The 16,258-nt window shown below is 71.7% G+C and carries 22 protein-coding genes; 8 read left to right on the top strand and 14 right to left on the bottom strand.

Going from position 1 to position 16,258, the window contains the following annotated elements; genetic code table 11:
• Window positions 1-145: 145 nt before the first annotated feature.
• From HHL19_RS16440 to HHL19_RS16425, 4 genes are all read left to right on the top strand, one after another.
• Window positions 146-1,981 (top strand): albusnodin/ikarugamycin family macrolactam cyclase, encoded by a 1,836-nt coding sequence (locus tag HHL19_RS16440; RefSeq protein WP_169090251.1) that lies wholly within the window; start codon window positions 146-148, stop codon window positions 1,979-1,981.
• Window positions 1,959-2,258, top strand: a complete 300-nt coding sequence (locus HHL19_RS16435; RefSeq protein ID WP_169090249.1) for a PqqD family peptide modification chaperone — start codon at window positions 1,959-1,961, stop codon at window positions 2,256-2,258. The genes HHL19_RS16440 and HHL19_RS16435 overlap by 23 nt, the downstream gene beginning before the upstream one ends.
• Window positions 2,255-2,677, top strand: a complete 423-nt coding sequence (locus HHL19_RS16430) for a lasso peptide biosynthesis B2 protein (RefSeq protein ID WP_240981644.1) — start codon at window positions 2,255-2,257, stop codon at window positions 2,675-2,677. The genes HHL19_RS16435 and HHL19_RS16430 overlap by 4 nt, the downstream gene beginning before the upstream one ends.
• A gap of 82 nt (window positions 2,678-2,759) precedes the next feature.
• Window positions 2,760-3,779: a protein-L-isoaspartate(D-aspartate) O-methyltransferase gene (locus tag HHL19_RS16425; protein WP_169090247.1), complete on the top strand. Its 1,020-nt coding sequence runs from the start codon at window positions 2,760-2,762 to the stop codon at window positions 3,777-3,779.
• A 538-nt stretch (window positions 3,780-4,317) separates the two neighbouring features.
• Here HHL19_RS16425 and HHL19_RS16420 read toward each other — a convergent pair.
• The 8 genes from HHL19_RS16420 to HHL19_RS16385 all read right to left on the bottom strand — a co-directional run bounded on the left by HHL19_RS16420 (window position 4,318) and on the right by HHL19_RS16385 (window position 9,758).
• Window positions 4,318-4,689, bottom strand: a complete 372-nt coding sequence (locus tag HHL19_RS16420; RefSeq protein WP_169090245.1) for a hypothetical protein — start codon at window positions 4,687-4,689, stop codon at window positions 4,318-4,320.
• Between the two features lie 647 nt (window positions 4,690-5,336).
• Complete coding sequence (locus tag HHL19_RS16415; RefSeq protein WP_169090244.1) at window positions 5,337-5,732, bottom strand: hypothetical protein; 396 nt, start codon at window positions 5,730-5,732, stop codon at window positions 5,337-5,339.
• 152 nt (window positions 5,733-5,884) lie between these two features.
• Complete coding sequence (locus tag HHL19_RS16410) at window positions 5,885-6,259, bottom strand: hypothetical protein (RefSeq protein WP_169090242.1); 375 nt, start codon at window positions 6,257-6,259, stop codon at window positions 5,885-5,887.
• 154 nt (window positions 6,260-6,413) lie between these two features.
• A complete protein-coding gene (locus HHL19_RS37285) occupies window positions 6,414-6,761 on the bottom strand; it encodes a hypothetical protein (protein WP_240981643.1) in 348 nt (115 codons plus the stop codon).
• A 10-nt stretch (window positions 6,762-6,771) separates the two neighbouring features.
• Window positions 6,772-7,239, bottom strand: coding sequence for a DUF6221 family protein (locus HHL19_RS16400; protein WP_169090240.1), 468 nt, complete (start codon window positions 7,237-7,239; stop codon window positions 6,772-6,774).
• Between the two features lie 7 nt (window positions 7,240-7,246).
• Entirely contained in the window at window positions 7,247-7,939 is a 693-nt protein-coding gene (locus tag HHL19_RS16395; protein WP_169090238.1) for a hypothetical protein, read from the bottom strand.
• Between the two features lie 80 nt (window positions 7,940-8,019).
• Window positions 8,020-9,309, bottom strand: coding sequence for a DUF2637 domain-containing protein (locus HHL19_RS16390; protein WP_169090236.1), 1,290 nt, complete (start codon window positions 9,307-9,309; stop codon window positions 8,020-8,022).
• A complete protein-coding gene (locus HHL19_RS16385) occupies window positions 9,306-9,758 on the bottom strand; it encodes a hypothetical protein (RefSeq protein WP_169090234.1) in 453 nt (150 codons plus the stop codon). Before HHL19_RS16385 ends, HHL19_RS16390 begins: the two co-directional genes overlap by 4 nt.
• 158 nt (window positions 9,759-9,916) lie before the next feature.
• Here HHL19_RS16385 and HHL19_RS16380 point away from each other — a divergent pair, with 158 nt between their 5' ends.
• From HHL19_RS16380 to istB, 3 genes are all read left to right on the top strand, one after another.
• Window positions 9,917-10,192, top strand: coding sequence for a hypothetical protein (locus HHL19_RS16380; RefSeq protein ID WP_169090233.1), 276 nt, complete (start codon window positions 9,917-9,919; stop codon window positions 10,190-10,192).
• 143 nt (window positions 10,193-10,335) lie between these two features.
• Complete coding sequence (locus tag HHL19_RS16375) at window positions 10,336-11,697, top strand: DDE-type integrase/transposase/recombinase (protein ID WP_169090231.1); 1,362 nt, start codon at window positions 10,336-10,338, stop codon at window positions 11,695-11,697.
• Complete coding sequence (gene istB / locus HHL19_RS16370) at window positions 11,694-12,503, top strand: IS21-like element helper ATPase IstB (protein ID WP_346768582.1); 810 nt, start codon at window positions 11,694-11,696, stop codon at window positions 12,501-12,503. The genes HHL19_RS16375 and istB overlap by 4 nt, the downstream gene beginning before the upstream one ends.
• 633 nt (window positions 12,504-13,136) lie before the next feature.
• On the opposite strand, the gene HHL19_RS16365 is transcribed toward istB, so the two are convergent.
• From HHL19_RS16365 to HHL19_RS16355, 3 genes are all read right to left on the bottom strand, one after another.
• Window positions 13,137-13,328: a hypothetical protein gene (locus HHL19_RS16365; RefSeq protein WP_169090229.1), complete on the bottom strand. Its 192-nt coding sequence runs from the start codon at window positions 13,326-13,328 to the stop codon at window positions 13,137-13,139.
• Between the two features lie 77 nt (window positions 13,329-13,405).
• On the bottom strand, window positions 13,406-13,951 hold the full coding sequence (locus HHL19_RS16360) for a hypothetical protein (protein ID WP_169090227.1): 546 nt from the start codon (window positions 13,949-13,951) through the stop codon (window positions 13,406-13,408).
• Between the two features lie 205 nt (window positions 13,952-14,156).
• Window positions 14,157-14,378: a hypothetical protein gene (locus tag HHL19_RS16355; protein WP_169090225.1), complete on the bottom strand. Its 222-nt coding sequence runs from the start codon at window positions 14,376-14,378 to the stop codon at window positions 14,157-14,159.
• A gap of 129 nt (window positions 14,379-14,507) precedes the next feature.
• Here HHL19_RS16355 and HHL19_RS16350 point away from each other — a divergent pair, with 129 nt between their 5' ends.
• Window positions 14,508-14,741 (top strand): hypothetical protein, encoded by a 234-nt coding sequence (locus HHL19_RS16350; protein ID WP_169090223.1) that lies wholly within the window; start codon window positions 14,508-14,510, stop codon window positions 14,739-14,741.
• A gap of 143 nt (window positions 14,742-14,884) precedes the next feature.
• Here the strand turns inward: HHL19_RS16350 and HHL19_RS16345 are convergent, their stop codons facing one another.
• From HHL19_RS16345 to HHL19_RS16335, 3 genes are all read right to left on the bottom strand, one after another.
• Window positions 14,885-15,349, bottom strand: a complete 465-nt coding sequence (locus HHL19_RS16345) for a hypothetical protein (protein WP_169090221.1) — start codon at window positions 15,347-15,349, stop codon at window positions 14,885-14,887.
• A gap of 97 nt (window positions 15,350-15,446) precedes the next feature.
• On the bottom strand, window positions 15,447-15,911 hold the full coding sequence (locus HHL19_RS16340) for a hypothetical protein (RefSeq protein WP_169090219.1): 465 nt from the start codon (window positions 15,909-15,911) through the stop codon (window positions 15,447-15,449).
• A complete protein-coding gene (locus tag HHL19_RS16335; protein ID WP_169090217.1) occupies window positions 15,908-16,258 on the bottom strand; it encodes a hypothetical protein in 351 nt (116 codons plus the stop codon). Before HHL19_RS16335 ends, HHL19_RS16340 begins: the two co-directional genes overlap by 4 nt.

Genomic DNA, 16,258 nt, shown 5'->3' with positions numbered 1-16,258 from the left:
CTCACCGCGCGGCGGGGCGGGCAGCTGTCGTCGGCTGCCCCGCCTCTGGAGGCGCCGGTCCTGCCGTCCTGCCCCGTCCCGGCAGGACGGCAGGACCGGCGTCTTCGCTCTTCTACATGCAGTTCAGACGTTCGGGAGGCATCAGATGAGGTGGAGCGCGGGGTGGTCCGGTGGCCACTCCCCCGTCCAGAGGCCGGCGGCGGGCCGGCCGGTCACGGGGTTTCAGCACGTGTGGACGGCCGAATGGCCGCATGACCGAGTCCTGTCCACATCCGTCGACGCTGCAGCGGTGGCGGTCGTCGGTGAATGCGCGGCCGACGAGGAGCACCTCCTGGCCGGCCTGCGGCATGTCGTGGCCGGCCGGTGGGCAGAGCTGACCCGCTGGCCCGGCTCGTACACGGTGGTCGCCCGGCACGGGGAGTCGACCGTGATCATCGGGGACCTGTCCGGGCAGCATCCGGTGTACTTCCGGCCGGAGACGGGCGGCACCTGGTGGTCGACCGCGGCAATCCCTCTCGCTTCGCTGGACGGAGCACCAGTCGATACGACCGCGCTCGCCGCGCATCTGGCGTTCGGGCAGCCCGACGTGACCGGCCGGCGCTCGTTGTTCCGCGGGGTACAGCGGGTGCCCACCGGATCGCTGCTGGAGCTGACGCCCTCCGGGGCACGGGTCGTGCGATACGAGCCGGTGGCATACGAGCCGGTGGACCTGCGTACGGGAGCGGCACGGGTGCAGGCAGCGCTGCGCGCGGCTGTGGCCCTGCGCGCCGACGGCCGGTCGGTGAGTGCGGATCTCGCCGGTCTGGACTCGACGACGCTCGCATGCCTGGCGGCCGAGCGAGGCCCGGTCGCGGCTGTCACCTTCGCGGACGAGCGGCTGCGTGACGACGACCTCACGTACGCGGCCCGCACCGCCATGACGGTCGACAGCATCCGGCACCGCATCGCGCCCGGGAACGCGGGCACGGTGTACTACGCGGGCCTCGATGACTTGACGCACCTGCCGGTGACGGACGCCCCGTCCGCGTACGTCGTGACCGCGCCCATCAAGCGGGCGGTGCTGGACGCGGTCGTGGAGATGAACGGGCCGGGCGGCGCCCATCTGACAGGCGTCGGCGGGGACGGAGTACTGTCGGCGGGCGCCGAATACATCGCCGACTTGCTCCGGCAGCGAAAGGGCCGACGCGCGTGGTCTCACGCCCAGGGGCACGCGCGCCTGCGCAGGACGTCCGGGATCGAGACGTTCCGCCGCGCGCTGCCGGCCAGCCGCTTGGACCTGCCCGGGGGGTGGCTTGCCGTCGCCCGCGAGCTCCGCGCCGACCCGCGGCCGTGGGTTCCCCAGGCGCAGCGGCCGGTGGCGTGGACACCGTTGCTGGCCACCGCAGACTGGATGACCCGCGGGGCGCGGCTGATGCTCGCATCGCTCCTCGACGACGCTGCGGCCGAGGTTGATGACGCTCCGGACCAGCTGGCGGTGTGGACCGAGCGCCAGGATCTCGCCCGTGTCGGCGCGGACACTGCTGGGCTGCGGGCGCTCGCCAGGCATGGTCACGGCGTCGACATCGCGGCCCCGTACCTGGACTCCGAGGTGATGAGGGCCTGCCTGGCGGTCCCCGCTCAGCAGCGCGGGGTGCCCTACGAGTTCAAGCCGCTGCTCGGGGCCGCGTTCAAGGCGGGGCCTGTGCCGTCGTTCGTCCTGGAGCGGCGGACGAAGGGAGGCTTCAACGGGGTCGCGTACGCGGGGATCCAGGCGACCGCCGTCCGGATGCGGGAGTTGCTCGGGCCGTCGTCGCGGCTCGCCACGATGGGCCTGCTGACCGAGCAGCCCGTGGCCGAGGCGCTCGCGCGAGCGGTCGCCGGGCAGCCGGCGCCACAGGGCGCGATCCACTCGGCGATCGCGGCCGAGGTGTGGCTGCGACAGCTCGACGCCGCGGCGATCGGCTGGTGGGAGGAGGCCGGTGACCGTGTGGCAGCTGTGTGAGCACGCGCACCCGGTGCTGACGGATGAGGGCGGCGCGATCCTGGACGAGCACACCGGCCGATGGCAGTACCTCTCCCCCACCAGCTCGGCCGCCGTGCTCCTGCTCCTGGCCGGGCCGGGCCGTGAGCAGGCAGTGGAACGGTACGCCGCGCGGTACAGCATCGGCCGGGAGCGGGCCGCTGCGGATGTCGGCGAGGTGGCGGGCTCCCTGGTCCGCCTCGGCCTTGCCCACGACGGTGCGCCCGAGCCCGCACAGCGCCGGTGGTGGTCGCGATGAGCAGCATGGAGGCGTACTCGACCTCCCGTACCGGGTCTACCGTCGAGCGCGCGGCCGCCGTGGTCGGGTTCGCGGCGGCGCTGGTACTGCTGCGGTTCCCGTTCCGGCGCACGGCGCGCGCGGTGCGCATCGCGCGCTGGCTCGGCCGACGGCCGGTGGCGCCGGCTCGGGCGGAGGCAGTCGTGGAAGCTGTGAGGCATGCGGCTCGCTGGTGGCCCGGGCGGGCCGCATGCCTCGAGACGTCCCTCAGCGCCGTCCTCGCGGTGGCTCTCCTCGGCGGCCGGCTCGACTGGTGCGTCGGGGCCCGGTTCGTTCCCCCGCCGGTGGAGTACCACGCCTGGGTGGAGCTCCCTGGCCACGGACCCGTCGGCGAGTACACGGCGGGGGGCTGGCACCACCTGCCGGCCCTCAAGATCTGACCTTCCGGGCGGCCGTGTCCATCACCCGCCCGGAGCAGTTATCGCAAGCAAGTGCCCACCCTGTGTCACCTGAAGGAGTGCTATGACCGTCGTCGCCGAGGCCGCCGACACCGTCCCCGAGCGCCACTACACCCACCACGACGGGCGCGGCGAAACCCCGCACCGCTCCGCTCCGCGGGTCATCCACCGCGAGCTGACCTCCCTGGACGTGCAGCCCGGGATGAAGGTCATCGAGCACGGCACCGGGTCCGGGTACTCCGGTGCGCTGCTGGCGCAGCTCGTCGGGGGCACGGGCAGCGTCACGAGCCTGGACATCGACCCCTACCTCGTCTCGTGGGCGAACCTCATCCACCACCAGCAGGCGGACTTCCACGTCCGCTGCTACCTCGCCGACGACCCGGCCCGTGCCGCGCACGCGCCGTTCCACCGCACGGTGGCGTGGTGCACTCCCCCGCTCCTGCCGGCCGAGTGGGTCGCGCAGAGCACGGACGAGGCGGTCATCGTGACGCCTCTGCCGGTCGCCGAGCTGCCGCACATGACCGCGGTGGTGAAGGTCCGGGTGAGCGGCGGGAAGCCGGTGGTGGAGGAGGTCTTCCACGGCGAGTACGTCGACGCCACCACCTCGCCGAAGCAGGACCTGGACGCGCCGGGCCGGTGGGTCGACTGGGAGACCCGGGTGCCCGCGCCGGCGTGGATCTCGATCGGCTGGCGGGACCGGGACGACCGGTTGCGCAGTGGGGCCCGGGCCACGCTGGAGCGGCTGCAGGACCCGGGGGCGCACACAGGGACGTACGCGGGCGGTGCCCTGCCGTGGGCGTCATTCCAGGCGTTCGTCGCGGCTCAGGCGGACCCGCAACTGACCGTGGGCGCAGTGCGCGGCGGCCGGTGGGCCATCGGGCACAGCACGCCGACGTCGGCCGCCGTGATCGAGGAGAACGGCACGATCTTCGCCGATGCCCCCGGCTCTGCTTCCCTCGCGGTGCTGCGCAGGTGGCTGGGCGCTTGGGAGGAGGCCGCCCGGCCGGCGGTGGAGAGCTACTCGGCCACGCTCGTCCCCGTTTTCGACGGTCCGGAGCCCGGGTGGCGCCTGCGTCTGGCGTAGCCGACTCGGCTGCAGACACGCCGTGGTCGTGATGCCGCCTGGACGCTGCGGAGCGCCGCTTCGCTCGCACTCCAGACAGCAAGACCGGTGGGGCCAGGCCGAAGCCCAGACGCCTGGCAGAGCAGGCGCTCGCAAAACCCCACCGGTCACCAGCCAGCCTCCCCAGGGAGGCCAACACTTTCATCGTAGCGAGAGCGCAGAGCCCTCCACGTGCCCCTGGAGACTGCTGCGCGCTGCGGCCCGGCGAGTCCGAGGGGAGGGGATCCGGGGCGGGCCGTAGGCCCGTCCCGGGTGCGCGCGGAGCGCGCTCCTTGGCCCCGCAGGGGCGGCCCCGGCGCGAAGCGCCTTGAGGGGGCCGGGCGCGGAGCGCCCCCGCCCGGCAGGGCGGGCAGGTGGCCCGTGCCCGAAGGGCACATAGGGGGCCGCCTTTCCATTTCGGTCGCCCGTGGCCGCAGGCCACATAGGGGCGGCCCGGCCCGTAGGGCCGTCCTTTCGGCGCGCGGGTGGCCCCCCGGCTGGGTGCCGGGGGGCCGTTCGGTCAGTCCTCCGTGTGCAGGAGTGCCGCCGCGTTGGCGAGGGCTTCAGCGGCTCCGCAGAGGATCAGTTCGATCTCCGGCTTGGCCGTGGTGTCCTCGGGGTGGTCCAGGTAGCGGCTGAACAGCTTCCCGGCCGCGAGCCAGTTGAGACTGGCGGTGAAGACGGACAGCTTCAGGTCCGTCGATGCGGGCATCTCCTCCATGAGGTCGACCACGCGGGCGACGGCCGGGATCAGCTCGGCGGAGTCGAGGAGCGGGCCGGTCGGGAGGGTGACGGGGATCGGGAGGCGGAGGCAGACCCGGACGAGGATGTCGTAGGTGGCGATCAGGGCGGCCCCGACCTTCTGGATGTCCTCGTCGTACTGGTCGGACATGGTGTCTTCTTCCTGTTGAGTGTTGCTGGCTGGTGAGGGCTTAGGGTTTGCGGCCCCTTGCTGCCCTCGGTTTCCATTCTCCTCTTAACTGCCCCGTTTTGCAACACTCGGGATTGGTCAACTCCGTTCATTTCACGACGAGTTCGCCGCCGGGGGCGCGGGCCGGTGGGCCGGAAGGGAGGGGTGGAGGCCCCGGTGCGCGCCGAAGGCGCAGGGGCCGGAACTCTGGCCGGTGCGCGCCGAAGGCGCAGGCCAGAGCGGTCCGCGCTTGCGCGGACTGATCCCCGGTGAACGCGCCCGAAGGGCGCCCGGGGATCACCCGCAGGGCCCGCCAGGGCCCGGAGGGCGCCCCTCCCGCAGCGGCCCACCGGCCCGCGCCCCCGGCGAGCTGCTCCCCCACCCCCGGCCCCGCGCGCGTCCACCCAGGCGCGCCCCGAGACGGCCCGGTCGGGGCCGAGCTGCGCCCCCCTTCGCCGGGCGGTCGACGTCCGCTGCGGAGGCCGTCGGTCGCCAGGTCGACGGCGGTCACGGCACGCCGGACATCCCCCAGGGATCGGCCGGCTGCGCGTCGATGGCGGCTACTCGGCGGCGATGTCGAGTTCCGGCGCTCGCTGTCGAGGGCGGGCGGGCTGGACAGGTTTCGCCGCTCAGTCGGTGGAGCGGTAGCCGCGTCGGTCCTGGAGGGCCTTGAGGACGGTGGAGCCGTACCAGCGGTGTACTCGGCCGGCGGTGTCGTCGGCGGCCGGCCATCGGCCCTTGGAGACTTCGGCGCGGATCGTGACGGCCTTGAGGCCGGTGGCGGTGGCGATCTCGGCAGTGGTGTAGAGGCGGCGGGGCTCGAGGTCGGCGGCCGGGCGGGCGAAGTGGTCGGCGACGACCTGGTCGACGGCGGCGGGGTCGTACACGTACGCCCTGCCGCGCTTGCCGACCGCGGCCGGCCAGTCGGGGTGTCGGGCCCAGGTGTTGCGGATCGTCTTCTCGGAGCGGCCGTGGCGGGCGGCGATCTCGCTGAGCGTCTCGCTGGCGGGTGGCGTGTTTACCATGGTGGCCTGGCCTCTCTGGGGCTGGGTGGGACCGGCAGGGTTTCGCGAGCGTCCGCGCGAGCGGGCGTCTGGGCTTCGGCCTGGCCCTGCCGGTCCGTCTACATTCTGGGGGCACGGGAAGGCCCCCGGCTGGCTGCCGGGGGCCGTGGGGGTTACTTCATCTCGGTGTGGGCCCGAAGCCAGGCGAGGAGGTCCTCCAGGCTCTCGTTCGCCATGATCAGGTTGGCGAGCGCCGAGTGGGCCCGGACGTCGTGGAAGCTGGCGAAGAGCAGCCCGTAGATGTCCATGGCCCCGAGCCAGAAGCAGCAGCTGGCGAAGAGCTGCGCCTGCTGGTCGACCGGCATCGTGACGTCCTCGGCGAGCTCCGCGACGCGGCGCACGGCAGGGATAGCCTCGACGTTGCTGACCGACCCGGTGGGGATGGCGACCGGGACGGGGAGGTTGCCGCAGGCCATGGCCAGCTTCGAGTAGGTGAGGGAGAGGTCGTGGGCGATGTGCGCCAGGATCTCGTCGCGCTGGTCGGACATGAGGTCCGCCTTTCTGTGGTGGGTGGTGGTCCCGGGTTCGCGGCCCGGTTCCTTGTGACTCCAGCATGCACCCAACTGCCCCGAATTGCAACACTTACGGTCTGAGAGACGGCCCCAACTCTGAAGCGTGTTGGGGCCGTCGTCGTGTCGCTGCCTACGCCGGGCTTTCGCCGAGCAGCCGGTGGGCCGTACCGAGGTGGTCCGTGATCCGCTCCCCCAGCGCTCCGCTCGCGGGCGCGGTGAGCTCGACGATCGGCGTGGGCGTGCGGCCGCCGGCCGTCGGCCGCTGGTCGCTCGCCAGGCGCCAGTCGAAGAGCCGGTGGCCGGCCCCGACCCGGGCCGTCAGCCGGGTCCCCGGCAGCTGGCCCTCGGGAAGGCTCACCGCGGCGGCGATCTCGACCGCGGGGTACCGCTCCGGGGTGGTCGCGTCGTCCGCGTCGGCGACGATCTCGGCTTCGCGGCCGATCAGCAGCAGGACCTTCACGTTCACGCGCTCGCTCATCGTGCTCTCCTCAGGTGGTGGGGGCCCACTCGGGCCGGTAGTCGGGGTGGTCGTTGTACGCGATGGCCAGGAGGCGGAGGGCCTTCTCAAGCACCTGTCGCTGGATGGCCGTGGTCAGCGTGTTCACGGAGTCCGGCAGCTCGGGGCTGGTCTCGGGGTGCTCGTAGGCGTGCAGCAGGCTGCGGAGCGCCTCCGCGCCGCGAAGCGCTCGCGCGGGGTCGTGCCGGGCGATGTGTGCTGCGTCGGCCATGCTCTGGGGGTGGTCGGCGGGCCCTGTGCCGGCCACGGCGCCGGTGAACGGGTGGGGGCCGCCGTAGCCGACGAACTCCAGCCCTTTGGTCAGGTCGTAGCTCTCGAACGACTCGCCCTCCAGCCACTGCTTGCCAGGGTGGTACCACCAGGGGCCGGGAGTGGCAGCGTGGGCGGCTGCGGCGTCCTCGTCGAGGCGGGCCTGGAGGAACGCGATCAGGGCTTCCATGAGGCCATCATCCCCGCCGAAGGACGACAGCGGTGGCGTCGTCCCGGTACCCGCCGGTGCCCCACTCGCCGGCGGAGACGAGGACGTCGGCGAGGGCCTGCGGGTCGGTCGCGTGCTCGCGGACCAGGTCCTCGAGGTGTCCGTGCTCGACGTAGTCGTGGACGCCGTCGGAGGTGAGGATGACGAGCCCGTCCGGGATCAGGACCTCGTACACGCTGGCGACCGTCGCGTCGCCGAGGGAGGTCCGAATCCAGTTGTCGTGATCCGCAGCCAGGTCCCACGGGGCGCCGTTGCGGCGCAGCTGCTCGCCGACGGTGTGGTCGGTGGTGTAGTTGCGCAGGCCGGCCTCGTGGCTCCAGCCGTAGGCGCGGCAGTCGCCGACCCAGGCGATGCGGAAGAGCGCGTCGAGGGGCTCGAGGGCGGCGGCGACGCCGACGGCGTTGGCCTCGTTGTCGTCGTAGCCGGGGTCGGAGATGAGGAGGCCGGCGGTGAGGAGGCCGGCGAGGGGGCCGCGGTGGGCGGTGGTGCGGGCGGCCACGGCGGCGAGGAGCGGGGCAGTGTCGGAGGTGCGGGGACCGTGGCCAATGCCGTCGATGACGGCCGCGCCGATGGCGCCGGTCGACAGCTGGTGAACGGTGGCGGCGTCGGCGTTGTCCTCGCGCGTGCCTTCGCGGCTGGCGTGTCCGGTGCGGATCCTCATGGCGAGGTCCTTCCTGGGTGGGGGCGGCCGCGGTGTGGGGGCGGCCGCCGGTGGGTCGGGCGAGGAGGGTGTGGGGACGGCTAGTTGTAGCCGCCGCCCTTGCCGATGCTGTCAGCTTCGGCGGCCTCCGTGGTCTGTGCGGTCTCGGCCTCTCGGATCGGTTTGACCTTGCGGTCGAAGAGCCGGCGGACGGTGTCCTCGCGGACGGCCGGCCCGAGGTGGGCGCAGACGGCGGGGATGGCGAGGTCGACGTCCCGGACGCCGTACTCGATCAGGGCCTCGACGGCGGTGGTGGCGGTGGCTGCGGCAGGACCGGATCCGGACTGTCCGGACAGCACGGCGAGAAGTTCGGCCTGGGGTCGGCGGAGGGCGAGGTCGACTGCAGGCCGGGTGACGTTCAGGCCGTAGTCGGCCAGGAGGTCGGCGAGGCGCTGGGAGCTGAGGGCGGGCTGCAGTTTGTCGATGATCCGGATGACCTCGCCGGGGTCCATGGCGGCGAAGCGGTCCTGGAGCTGAGCAAGGGCGACGCGGAGCGGGTCCGGGGCGAGTCCGGACGGTCCGGACTGGGCGGCGACGAGTTCCGGCTGGGGGCCAGGGGCCGGCAGGGCGCCGCTCCGCTCGACGTTGCCGGCGGGGCCGCGGCGGCCGAGGACGATGTCGACCTGGACCTGGTCGACGGGGACGCCGTAGCTGACGAGGAGGGAGGCGAGTTCGGCCGAGGAGAGGGCGGGCTGGGAGTTGTGCGCGACGTGGATCGCGTCGATCGGGTTGACCATGGCGAAGTACTCGCGGACGGCGTCGGTGCCGGTTTTAGTGAGGGCGGTGTCCGGACTCGGTCCGGACTGTCCGGACAGGAGGGGCTGGTCGTTCGTGTGGGTGTGCTGGATGTGGGCGAGTGCGGCGGTGCGGACGGACTGGGCGGCGGTGCGGGGGGCGAGGAGCCAGGCCCAGCCGCCGTATGCGGGCAGGCGGTAGGGCTGCTCACCGCGGGCGGTGCGGGCGTCGGCGCGGCCGCCGGCCCAGTCGAGTTCGGCGATGGCGAGGAGGCCGATGCTGGGGACGGCGAAGAGGAGTGCGGCGGTGGGGCCGCCGGCGATGAGCTGGGCGTGCTTGATGTTGAGGGCGACGGAGACGCCGACCATGAAGAGGGCGGCGAGGCGGGCGCCGAAGCCGGAGCGGCCGGCGGTGGAGGCGACGGTGGCGAGGTACTGGCAGCCGTAGGCGATGCCGTCGAAGACGGCGACGGAGGCGCCGGCGATGAGGATGGGGGCGCCGTAGTGGCGGCTGACGGCGTAGAGGGACCAGCCGGCGGTGATGAGCGCGGCGACGGAGACGACCACCCGGGAGGCGGTCCAGGCGCGGTTGTTCATCGTGCGGCTCCGATGGTGGGGATGGTGGCGGCGTAGTCCGCGCGGTTGATGCCGGCGGTGGGGGTGGGCAGGTGCTGGAGGAGGGCTTCGGTGAGGGCGTGGGAGGCCGGGTTGCCGAAGCCGTGCCGGTCGATCCCGGCGCGGTCGGCGAGGGCGCGGCGGGCCGCGGGGGTCATCTCGCCGTGGGGGCGGACGGTCTCAAGACGACGGGCGATCCACTGGAGGCCGACGGTGATGTCGTCTCCGTCGCCGGAGTCGGTGGTGAGCGTGGTGGCGAGGTGGAGGAGGGCGACGGCTTCGGGCTGGCCGGTGAGGGTGGCGTACTCGGTGAGCTGGCGGACGGGCGCGTCGAGCTCGGTGAGGACGGCCTGGGCGACGACGGGCAGGTGCGGGTCGTCGGGGCGGGCGGCGAGGCCGAGGAGCTGGGCGAGCTGGTCGCCGCGGCGCATGTGGAAGGCGTCGGCGCGGTTCTGGCGGTCGTTGATGGCGATACTTGAATTTCCCCACCCTGCGCTCAGGCTCTCCTCAGGCGTGCTCGCCGTTGTTCCCCGCCCTCTGTGGCTCGCAGCTGTTGACCGGTGTGGTCCTGGCCGTGAAGGATTCGGGCATGCTGCTTCTCGCCGGTCAGAGCGGCCCCGCCGCGGGTGCTGTGTTCCTGTTGATCTGGGGGCTGGCGGTCATCTTCGTGGGGGGAGCCTTTGCCACGAAGCGAGGGGCTGCAGGGATTCGTTCCCTCATCGTGAACGGCCTGGAGCGGGCTTCCCGGCAGCAGGCGGAAGCCCGTGCTGTGTCTGAGGGTTTCGTGCGATTCGTAGGCGGGTTCCTGGCGATCTGCGGGATGGTGGCGGTGCCTATTTCCGTGGTCATGCTGACCCGCGGCTAACTCCCCTGGCTCTGCTCCCTCTGCGGCCAAACCTGCTCAGTTGATCTCCCCGTCTTTCGTGTGGTCCTGCCCGGCGTGTCGAACTGGTATCGGTGTGTCGTGGAGAGCCTGCGTGCGCAAGTTCGGCCTGTTCGGGGGCCTGGATGCTCACGCGGGAGGAAGACGTGGATGCTCATGCTCTGCGTCGTCAGGGTTGGACGATCTCGGCGATCGCGCGGCATCTGGGTCGTGACCGCAAGACGATCCGTGCCTATCTGAATGGCGACCAGGTCCCTGGCCAGCGCCGTCAGAGCCCGGATGCCTTCGTGCCGTTCCTGCAGTACTGCCGGCAGCGGCTCGCGGACGATCCACATCTGTGGGCCTCGACCCTGTTCGACGAGGTCAGGGACTTGGGCTATGAAGGCGGCTACTCAACGTTCACCCGCGCTCTTCGCCGCTACCAGGTCCGCCCGCACTGCGAACCATGTCATGCCGCGACGGGCCGGAACGTCGCGGTGATCGCACATCCGCCGGGCGAGGAGATCCAGTTCGACTGGCTGGAGCTTCCGGACGCGCCCGAGTCGTGGGGAGTGGGCGAGCACGCTCACCTGCTGGTCGGGGCGCTCGCGCATTCGGGCCGGTGGCGGGCGGTGCTGGCGGAGTCCGAGGACTTCCCGCACCTGGTCCAGGCCCTCGATCAGGTGGTCCGCAAGCTGGGCGGGACCGCGAGGCGGTGGCGCTTCGACCGGATGGCCACTGTCTGTTACCCCTCCAGCGGGCAGGTCACCGCGTCTTTCGCCGCGGTCGCGAAGTACTACGGCGTCGGAGTCGACATCTGTCCGCCCCGTCGAGGCAACCGGAAGGGCGTTGTCGAGAAGGCCAACCATTCGGCAGCCCAACGCTGGTGGCGCACGGTTCCCGACGCGCTGACCGTCGTCCAGGCCCAGTCCGGCATCGACAAGCTCGCAGTCCGCATGGATGAACGCCGCCGGTCGGTGGACGGGATCAAGGTCACCGTCGGTGAACTCGCTGCCGCCGAAATGTTGCTCGACGTCCCGGTCCGGCCGTTCCCGGCCGAGCTGGAGGTTGAGCGGACCGTGAGCCCGCAGTGCCTGGTGTCCTTCGACGGGAATCTGTATTCCGTCCCGCCGGGACTCGCCGGCACCCAGGTCAGGGTCCTGCACCGGCTCGGCGAGAACCATCTCGACATCGCCACTGCCGGGCGGGCCGTGGTTGCCCGCCACCGCCGGGCGCCGCGCGGATCCGGTCAGACGGTGCGGGACGCCGGGCATGTCCTCGCGCTTGAGCGAGAGGTCCTGGCCTCGTTCTCGGACCGGGCTCCCTGCAAGAACAAGGTCCGCAGGCCTCCTTCTGAGGCCGCGCGGGCCGAGGCCGAGCGGTTGCGCGGTCAGCAGGCCGCCGCTGGTGATCCGGCCGAACGGGTCGTGATCGACCTGTCCCACTATGCCGCCGTGGCCGACCGGCTGCGGACCGTTCCCTCACCGAAGGAGGAGAACACGGAGTGAGTACGTCCCCGATGCAGATGAGCGAAGCACGCCGCTTCCAGCAGCTGCGAGGCCACCTTTCCTACCTCAAACTCAACGACGCCGCCGAAGCACTCAACCGAGTGCTGGACCAGGCCCGGACCGAGCGAATGTCGCTGACCGCCGCACTGGAACGGCTCCTGGAGATCGAAGTCGAGGCGACTGAGGCCCGTCGGCTCGCGGCTCGTCTCCGGTTCGCCTGCCTGCCCGAACCCTGGACGCTGAACGACTTCGACTTCGCCGCCCAGCCCGGTGTCGACGAGAAACTCATCCGCGACCTGGCCACCCTGCGCTTCCTCGACGACGCCTCCAACGTCCTGTTCGTCGGGCCTCCCGGCGTCGGCAAGACCATGCTGTCCGTCGCCCTCGGCCGGGCCGCGGTCGACGCCGGACACCGCGTCTACTTCACCACCGCCGCCGAGCTCGCGGCCAAGTGCCACAAGGCCGCCCTCGAAGGACGCTGGAAGACCTGCATGCGCTTCTTCGCAGGTCCGAAGCTTTTGATCATCGACGAGCTCGGCTACCTCCCGCTTCCCGAGGACGGTGCCTCCGCGCTGTTCCAGGTGATCAACCAGAGGTATCTGAAGTCGAGCACGATCCTGACGACCAACGTCGGCATCGCCGACTGGGCCGGAGCCTTCGGCGACGCCACCGTCGCTGCCGCCATGCTCGACCGGCTCCTGCACCGGGCAGCCGTCGCCGGCATCGACGGCCCCTCCTACCGGCTCCGCAATCACCAGACCCAGGCCGACACCATCCGCAAGGGAGTGAACGCCCGTGTCTCCTGACAACGTCACGACCTCACTCACCCCCTTGTCGGCCAACTGCCCTGTCCGCCAGGGCGAGTTCGTGCCACATCCTCGACAGATCTACTGTTCTCCCCGCTGCAAGTCCGCAGCCCACCGGCTCCCGCCCTCACCCCCTGCAGTCCACACTTGCCCTGTCTGCCAGGGCGTCTTCACCGCCAACCCTCGCCTTCGGCAGATCTACTGCTCGCCCAACTGCCGCCGCGACGCGGAGAGGCAGCGCAACCAGGAACGCGACGAACAGCGGGCGATCCGGCTTGGCGGACAGCAGCCCCGGCAGGCTCCGACGGTCGCAGCCAGCACCGGACAGCTGGAGCAGGCCCTGACCCCTACCGCTGTCCGGAACTGCCCGCACTGCGATCAGCCCGTCACCATCGTCGCCCTGCTGGCCACCCCGGAAGCGGCCCGTCCCACCATCGCCAGCAGAGTCCCTGAGATCACCTCTCTGCGGCGGACTCCGTGAGCACCGCGGGCAACAACTTCGCCTGACCGTCACCGATCAACAGGGCCCGGCGACCTTCGGTCGCCGGGCCCTCACACGCGCTCTTCGCTCCCCACATTCCCCACTCGTTTCAAGCCGCAACGAAGCGGAGGGAAGAGCGCCCTTGGCCGTTTTCAGAGATCCTCATCATCGTCGGCGATCGGCTGGGAGTAGCCGGCGGGGAGGCGGTGCCGGTGGACCTGGGAGAGGTACTCGGTGGCGGCGGCCTCGATGAGGCGCCGGCGGTCGGTGCTGGCGACCTTGAGGCGGGTGAGGGCGTGGCGGACGTGCCGGTCTGCGGTGGCGTCCGGGGTGGGCTGGGCCATGGTTCCTTCTCCTGGTGACGTCAGGGTGGGGCCGGCGGGAGCTGCGAACTCCGGCCGGACCGGTGGAAGGGTGGGGTTCAGGCGCGGGTGCGGGGCAGCGTCGGCGGAAGGGGCCTCGGCGGGTAGTTGTAGCCCGTCGGCACGCTCACCGCCCCGAGGCCGCAGTTGGCCGTCCAGACGGTGAGGGTGTCGGCGCGCTGGCGCCCGGCTTCGGCGTAGTCGGCGGCCGCCTCGCGGTGGAGCTCGGCGACTCGAGCCGCGGCGATCTCGGCCCCCTCAGCAATACGAACGGCGCGGAGTTCGAACCCATAGCGCTCGGCGGCGGGCTCCCACGGAGCGAACGCTCGAACCGGGCCGAGGCCGGGAATGTAGGCCGTGAGGTTGACCTTCAGCCAGGTGCGCCCGGGCGGGGCGTCGAGCGGGGTGGCAGTGACGAGACCGCCGACCTGCTGAAAGGCGGCGTCGAGCTCGAGGACGGACCACAGGCGGACCTGGCGGTTGGTCTCACCGAGCGAGCGCTGGGGGCCCGCCTGCCCCGGGACGCCGAGGGCGGCCCGAACCTGGGCGGCAAGGTCGCTACGCCGCAGTTCTGCGGGAACACGGGATTGGGTACGCTCATCCATAAGCCTGCTCCTGGTGACGTCAGGGGTTGGATGGCCCCGGCCTGTGGAGCTGCGAACTCCGGCCGGGGCCGCTTGCGTGAGGGGTGGAGTGCCCCGCCGCGGATTCGAACCGCGTGCCCGGGTGCTGGGGACACCGGATGGGCTTGCCTCTGCGGGGCGGGGGGAGTGACGTCAGGGCCCCGCCATTCGGCGGGGCGGCGAGGTGCTAGATCACCTCGTAGGCCTGCGTCCAGCCCTTCATGGTCTCGCCGATGGCCAGGGGATTGGCGTCGAGCCAGACGCGGTAGCCGGTCTCGTCGTCGTGGAAGTGGAGGAAGCGGCCGTCTGCCTCCAGAACGCGCCCCTCCTTGACGAAGTGGAGCTTGCCTTCGCCGTTGTAGCGGCGGACGCGAATTCGGGTGCCGGCGGTGATGGTGGTGGCGTTCATGGGGAGCCTTTCGGTGGGAGTAGGGCGCCGATGGCACCCCCTGATGTCAACAAGATTGGCCAATGAACTTGGCTATTGTCAAGGGGGTTGGCCTATTCGGTTGGCTGGTTGCGTGGCATGATGGCCGCCATGGACACCACCGCCCTTGACGCAGCCGCCCGGCGCTACCGGCGTGCCGAGGCAGCACTCGACAGGGCGCGCGCTGAACTCATCACTGAGGTGGTGGCCGTACTGGAGGGGAATGAGGAGCGCGGCGCCCAGGCCGATGTCGCCCGACGGACCGGATGGTCACGCGAGCAAATCCGGCAGATCATGCAGCGGAACGCCGAAACCAAGCGGGCCGAGTCAGCGTCGACGGAGTAGCCAGCACCTCTACGACCCCCGTTCGGATCCGTTCGGAGCGGGGGTCGTCTCCTGCCCGGCACAAGGATGCGTCCTCCCTGCGGCGCCCGGCCCGCCTGCCACGCCCTGTCTCTTCCGAATCCTCGCGGCGGGAGCCGAGCTCATCAGCTCCGGCGTCCAGCCACGATCATCGCAGCTACGGCGATCCAGCCCTTGTGCCAGGACTGGTCCATCAACGGGCCGGCCTCCGGCGCACGGGTGAGCCAGCCGGTGTGTCCCGTCCCGTGTGCGGCGCGGACGAGCGCGGGGGCATCGGGTCCGGTCTCGGCCCAGTGGCCGGCGCAGCGATCGGCCGCGTAGTGAGTGAGGGCGGAGACAGCGAGTCCGGCGGCGGCCCGGCGCCAGGTCAGGCCGAGGGCGAGGCCCTTGTCCGCAGCGGCCAGGGCGAGGGCTTGGACGGCGGTGTACGAGGCAACGTGCCGGATGCATGCGGCGCGGCCTTCTCTTCCGGGCCGGCCCTTGGCCACGGCGTCCTCGTCTCGCTGGGCCCAGTAGTCGCCGACCTCGTGGGCGGCGGTGAGGACGGCATAGGCGGCCGCGAAGCGGATGCCGGCGGTGGTGCTGTTCATCGAGGAACTCCTTCAAACAGTGCGGTGGAGACGGTCGTCTGGACGGTATTGGCGGCCTGCGGAGCGGTCTGGTCCGCAGGCCCAAGTCGGGGGTGCGTCAGGTCACATCGGCTGGTCTGGGTGTTCCGGGGGCGATGCTGTCGGGGCAGTTCGTGGTGCGGCAGCCGTCGGCGATGTAGCAGCCGTGCTGGCACCGGGGCCGGTTGTAGACGGGGTCGCGGTCTCGGTGCGGGGCGCGGCGGGTGGACGCTGTGGGGCGCTTGTGCCAGCCGACGGGTTCGTCCTGCGTGTCGGGGTCCCAGGCGGCGAGGGCGGCCGTGACGAGGTCGGGGTCGCGGGGGTAGCACCAGCCGTAGTCGTAGGACCATTCGCCGTCGGGCGTCTTGGGGACGGCGATGGCGCGGATGTTGTAGCCGTGCCAGAGCCAGAGGTAGCGGTGGGTGGCGTCGGCAGTGACCTCGTACCCCTGCCAGTGTTCGTCGTACGCTGCGGGAGCCGGGGTCGCCGCGCGGGCGCCAGCCTCGCGGCCGGGCGCCCCGCTCGGGATGAGTTTGTCGGTCACAGCGCGGTGTCCGTCTCCGTGTCGTCCTGGTCCACGGGGACCCACTGGTAGACGGTGACCGGACGGTGCTCGACCTCGACGGCCTCGACCTCACCGCGCCAGCCGTGGTTGTCGGGCATGCCGTCGCCGACCTCGTAGTCGCCGGTGTCGATGGGCGCCTCGTACTTCACCGCGTACGTGATGCCGTCGTCCGGGGCCTCGAAGACGCACGTGCGCTGCTGCGTGTACTTCAGGATCATGCCGGGTTCGTCGGCCTGGAGGATGTCGCTGTACTCGATGTCCTTCGGGCTGTCCGGCGGGACTCCGAGCGCGGTCAGCTCGGCGATGGTGAAACTGCGGGTGGTCAT

Origin of the sequence: Streptomyces sp. R302 (genome assembly GCF_012927245.1) — a bacterium.
Taxonomy (GTDB): domain Bacteria; phylum Actinomycetota; class Actinomycetes; order Streptomycetales; family Streptomycetaceae; genus Streptomyces.
Note: the sequence above shows the minus strand (reverse complement) of the source record. Positions and strands in the feature narration are given on the sequence as shown.

Excerpts from the sequence above, each read along its gene's own strand:
- HHL19_RS16430 (WP_240981644.1), top strand. The coding sequence starts at position 2,255 with ATGAGCAGCATGGAGGCGTACTCGACCTCCCGTACCGGGTCTACCGTC.
- HHL19_RS16350 (WP_169090223.1), top strand. The coding sequence starts at position 14,508 with ATGGACACCACCGCCCTTGACGCAGCCGCCCGGCGCTACCGGCGTGCC.
- HHL19_RS16360 (WP_169090227.1), bottom strand. The coding sequence starts at position 13,951 with ATGGATGAGCGTACCCAATCCCGTGTTCCCGCAGAACTGCGGCGTAGC.
- HHL19_RS16345 (WP_169090221.1), bottom strand. The coding sequence starts at position 15,349 with ATGAACAGCACCACCGCCGGCATCCGCTTCGCGGCCGCCTATGCCGTC.
- HHL19_RS16390 (WP_169090236.1), bottom strand. The coding sequence starts at position 9,309 with ATGAACAACCGCGCCTGGACCGCCTCCCGGGTGGTCGTCTCCGTCGCC.
- HHL19_RS16365 (WP_169090229.1), bottom strand. The coding sequence starts at position 13,328 with ATGGCCCAGCCCACCCCGGACGCCACCGCAGACCGGCACGTCCGCCAC.
- HHL19_RS16440 (WP_169090251.1), top strand. The coding sequence starts at position 146 with ATGAGGTGGAGCGCGGGGTGGTCCGGTGGCCACTCCCCCGTCCAGAGG.
- HHL19_RS16415 (WP_169090244.1), bottom strand. The coding sequence starts at position 5,732 with ATGGTAAACACGCCACCCGCCAGCGAGACGCTCAGCGAGATCGCCGCC.
- HHL19_RS16395 (WP_169090238.1), bottom strand. The coding sequence starts at position 7,939 with ATGAGGATCCGCACCGGACACGCCAGCCGCGAAGGCACGCGCGAGGAC.
- HHL19_RS16380 (WP_169090233.1), top strand. The coding sequence starts at position 9,917 with ATGCTGCTTCTCGCCGGTCAGAGCGGCCCCGCCGCGGGTGCTGTGTTC.
- HHL19_RS16400 (WP_169090240.1), bottom strand. The coding sequence starts at position 7,239 with ATGGAAGCCCTGATCGCGTTCCTCCAGGCCCGCCTCGACGAGGACGCC.
- HHL19_RS16355 (WP_169090225.1), bottom strand. The coding sequence starts at position 14,378 with ATGAACGCCACCACCATCACCGCCGGCACCCGAATTCGCGTCCGCCGC.
- HHL19_RS16425 (WP_169090247.1), top strand. The coding sequence starts at position 2,760 with ATGACCGTCGTCGCCGAGGCCGCCGACACCGTCCCCGAGCGCCACTAC.
- HHL19_RS37285 (WP_240981643.1), bottom strand. The coding sequence starts at position 6,761 with ATGAGCGAGCGCGTGAACGTGAAGGTCCTGCTGCTGATCGGCCGCGAA.
- HHL19_RS16420 (WP_169090245.1), bottom strand. The coding sequence starts at position 4,689 with ATGTCCGACCAGTACGACGAGGACATCCAGAAGGTCGGGGCCGCCCTG.
- HHL19_RS16335 (WP_169090217.1), bottom strand. The coding sequence starts at position 16,258 with ATGACCACCCGCAGTTTCACCATCGCCGAGCTGACCGCGCTCGGAGTC.
- HHL19_RS16385 (WP_169090234.1), bottom strand. The coding sequence starts at position 9,758 with ATGCGCCGCGGCGACCAGCTCGCCCAGCTCCTCGGCCTCGCCGCCCGC.
- HHL19_RS16375 (WP_169090231.1), top strand. The coding sequence starts at position 10,336 with ATGCTCACGCGGGAGGAAGACGTGGATGCTCATGCTCTGCGTCGTCAG.
- HHL19_RS16410 (WP_169090242.1), bottom strand. The coding sequence starts at position 6,259 with ATGTCCGACCAGCGCGACGAGATCCTGGCGCACATCGCCCACGACCTC.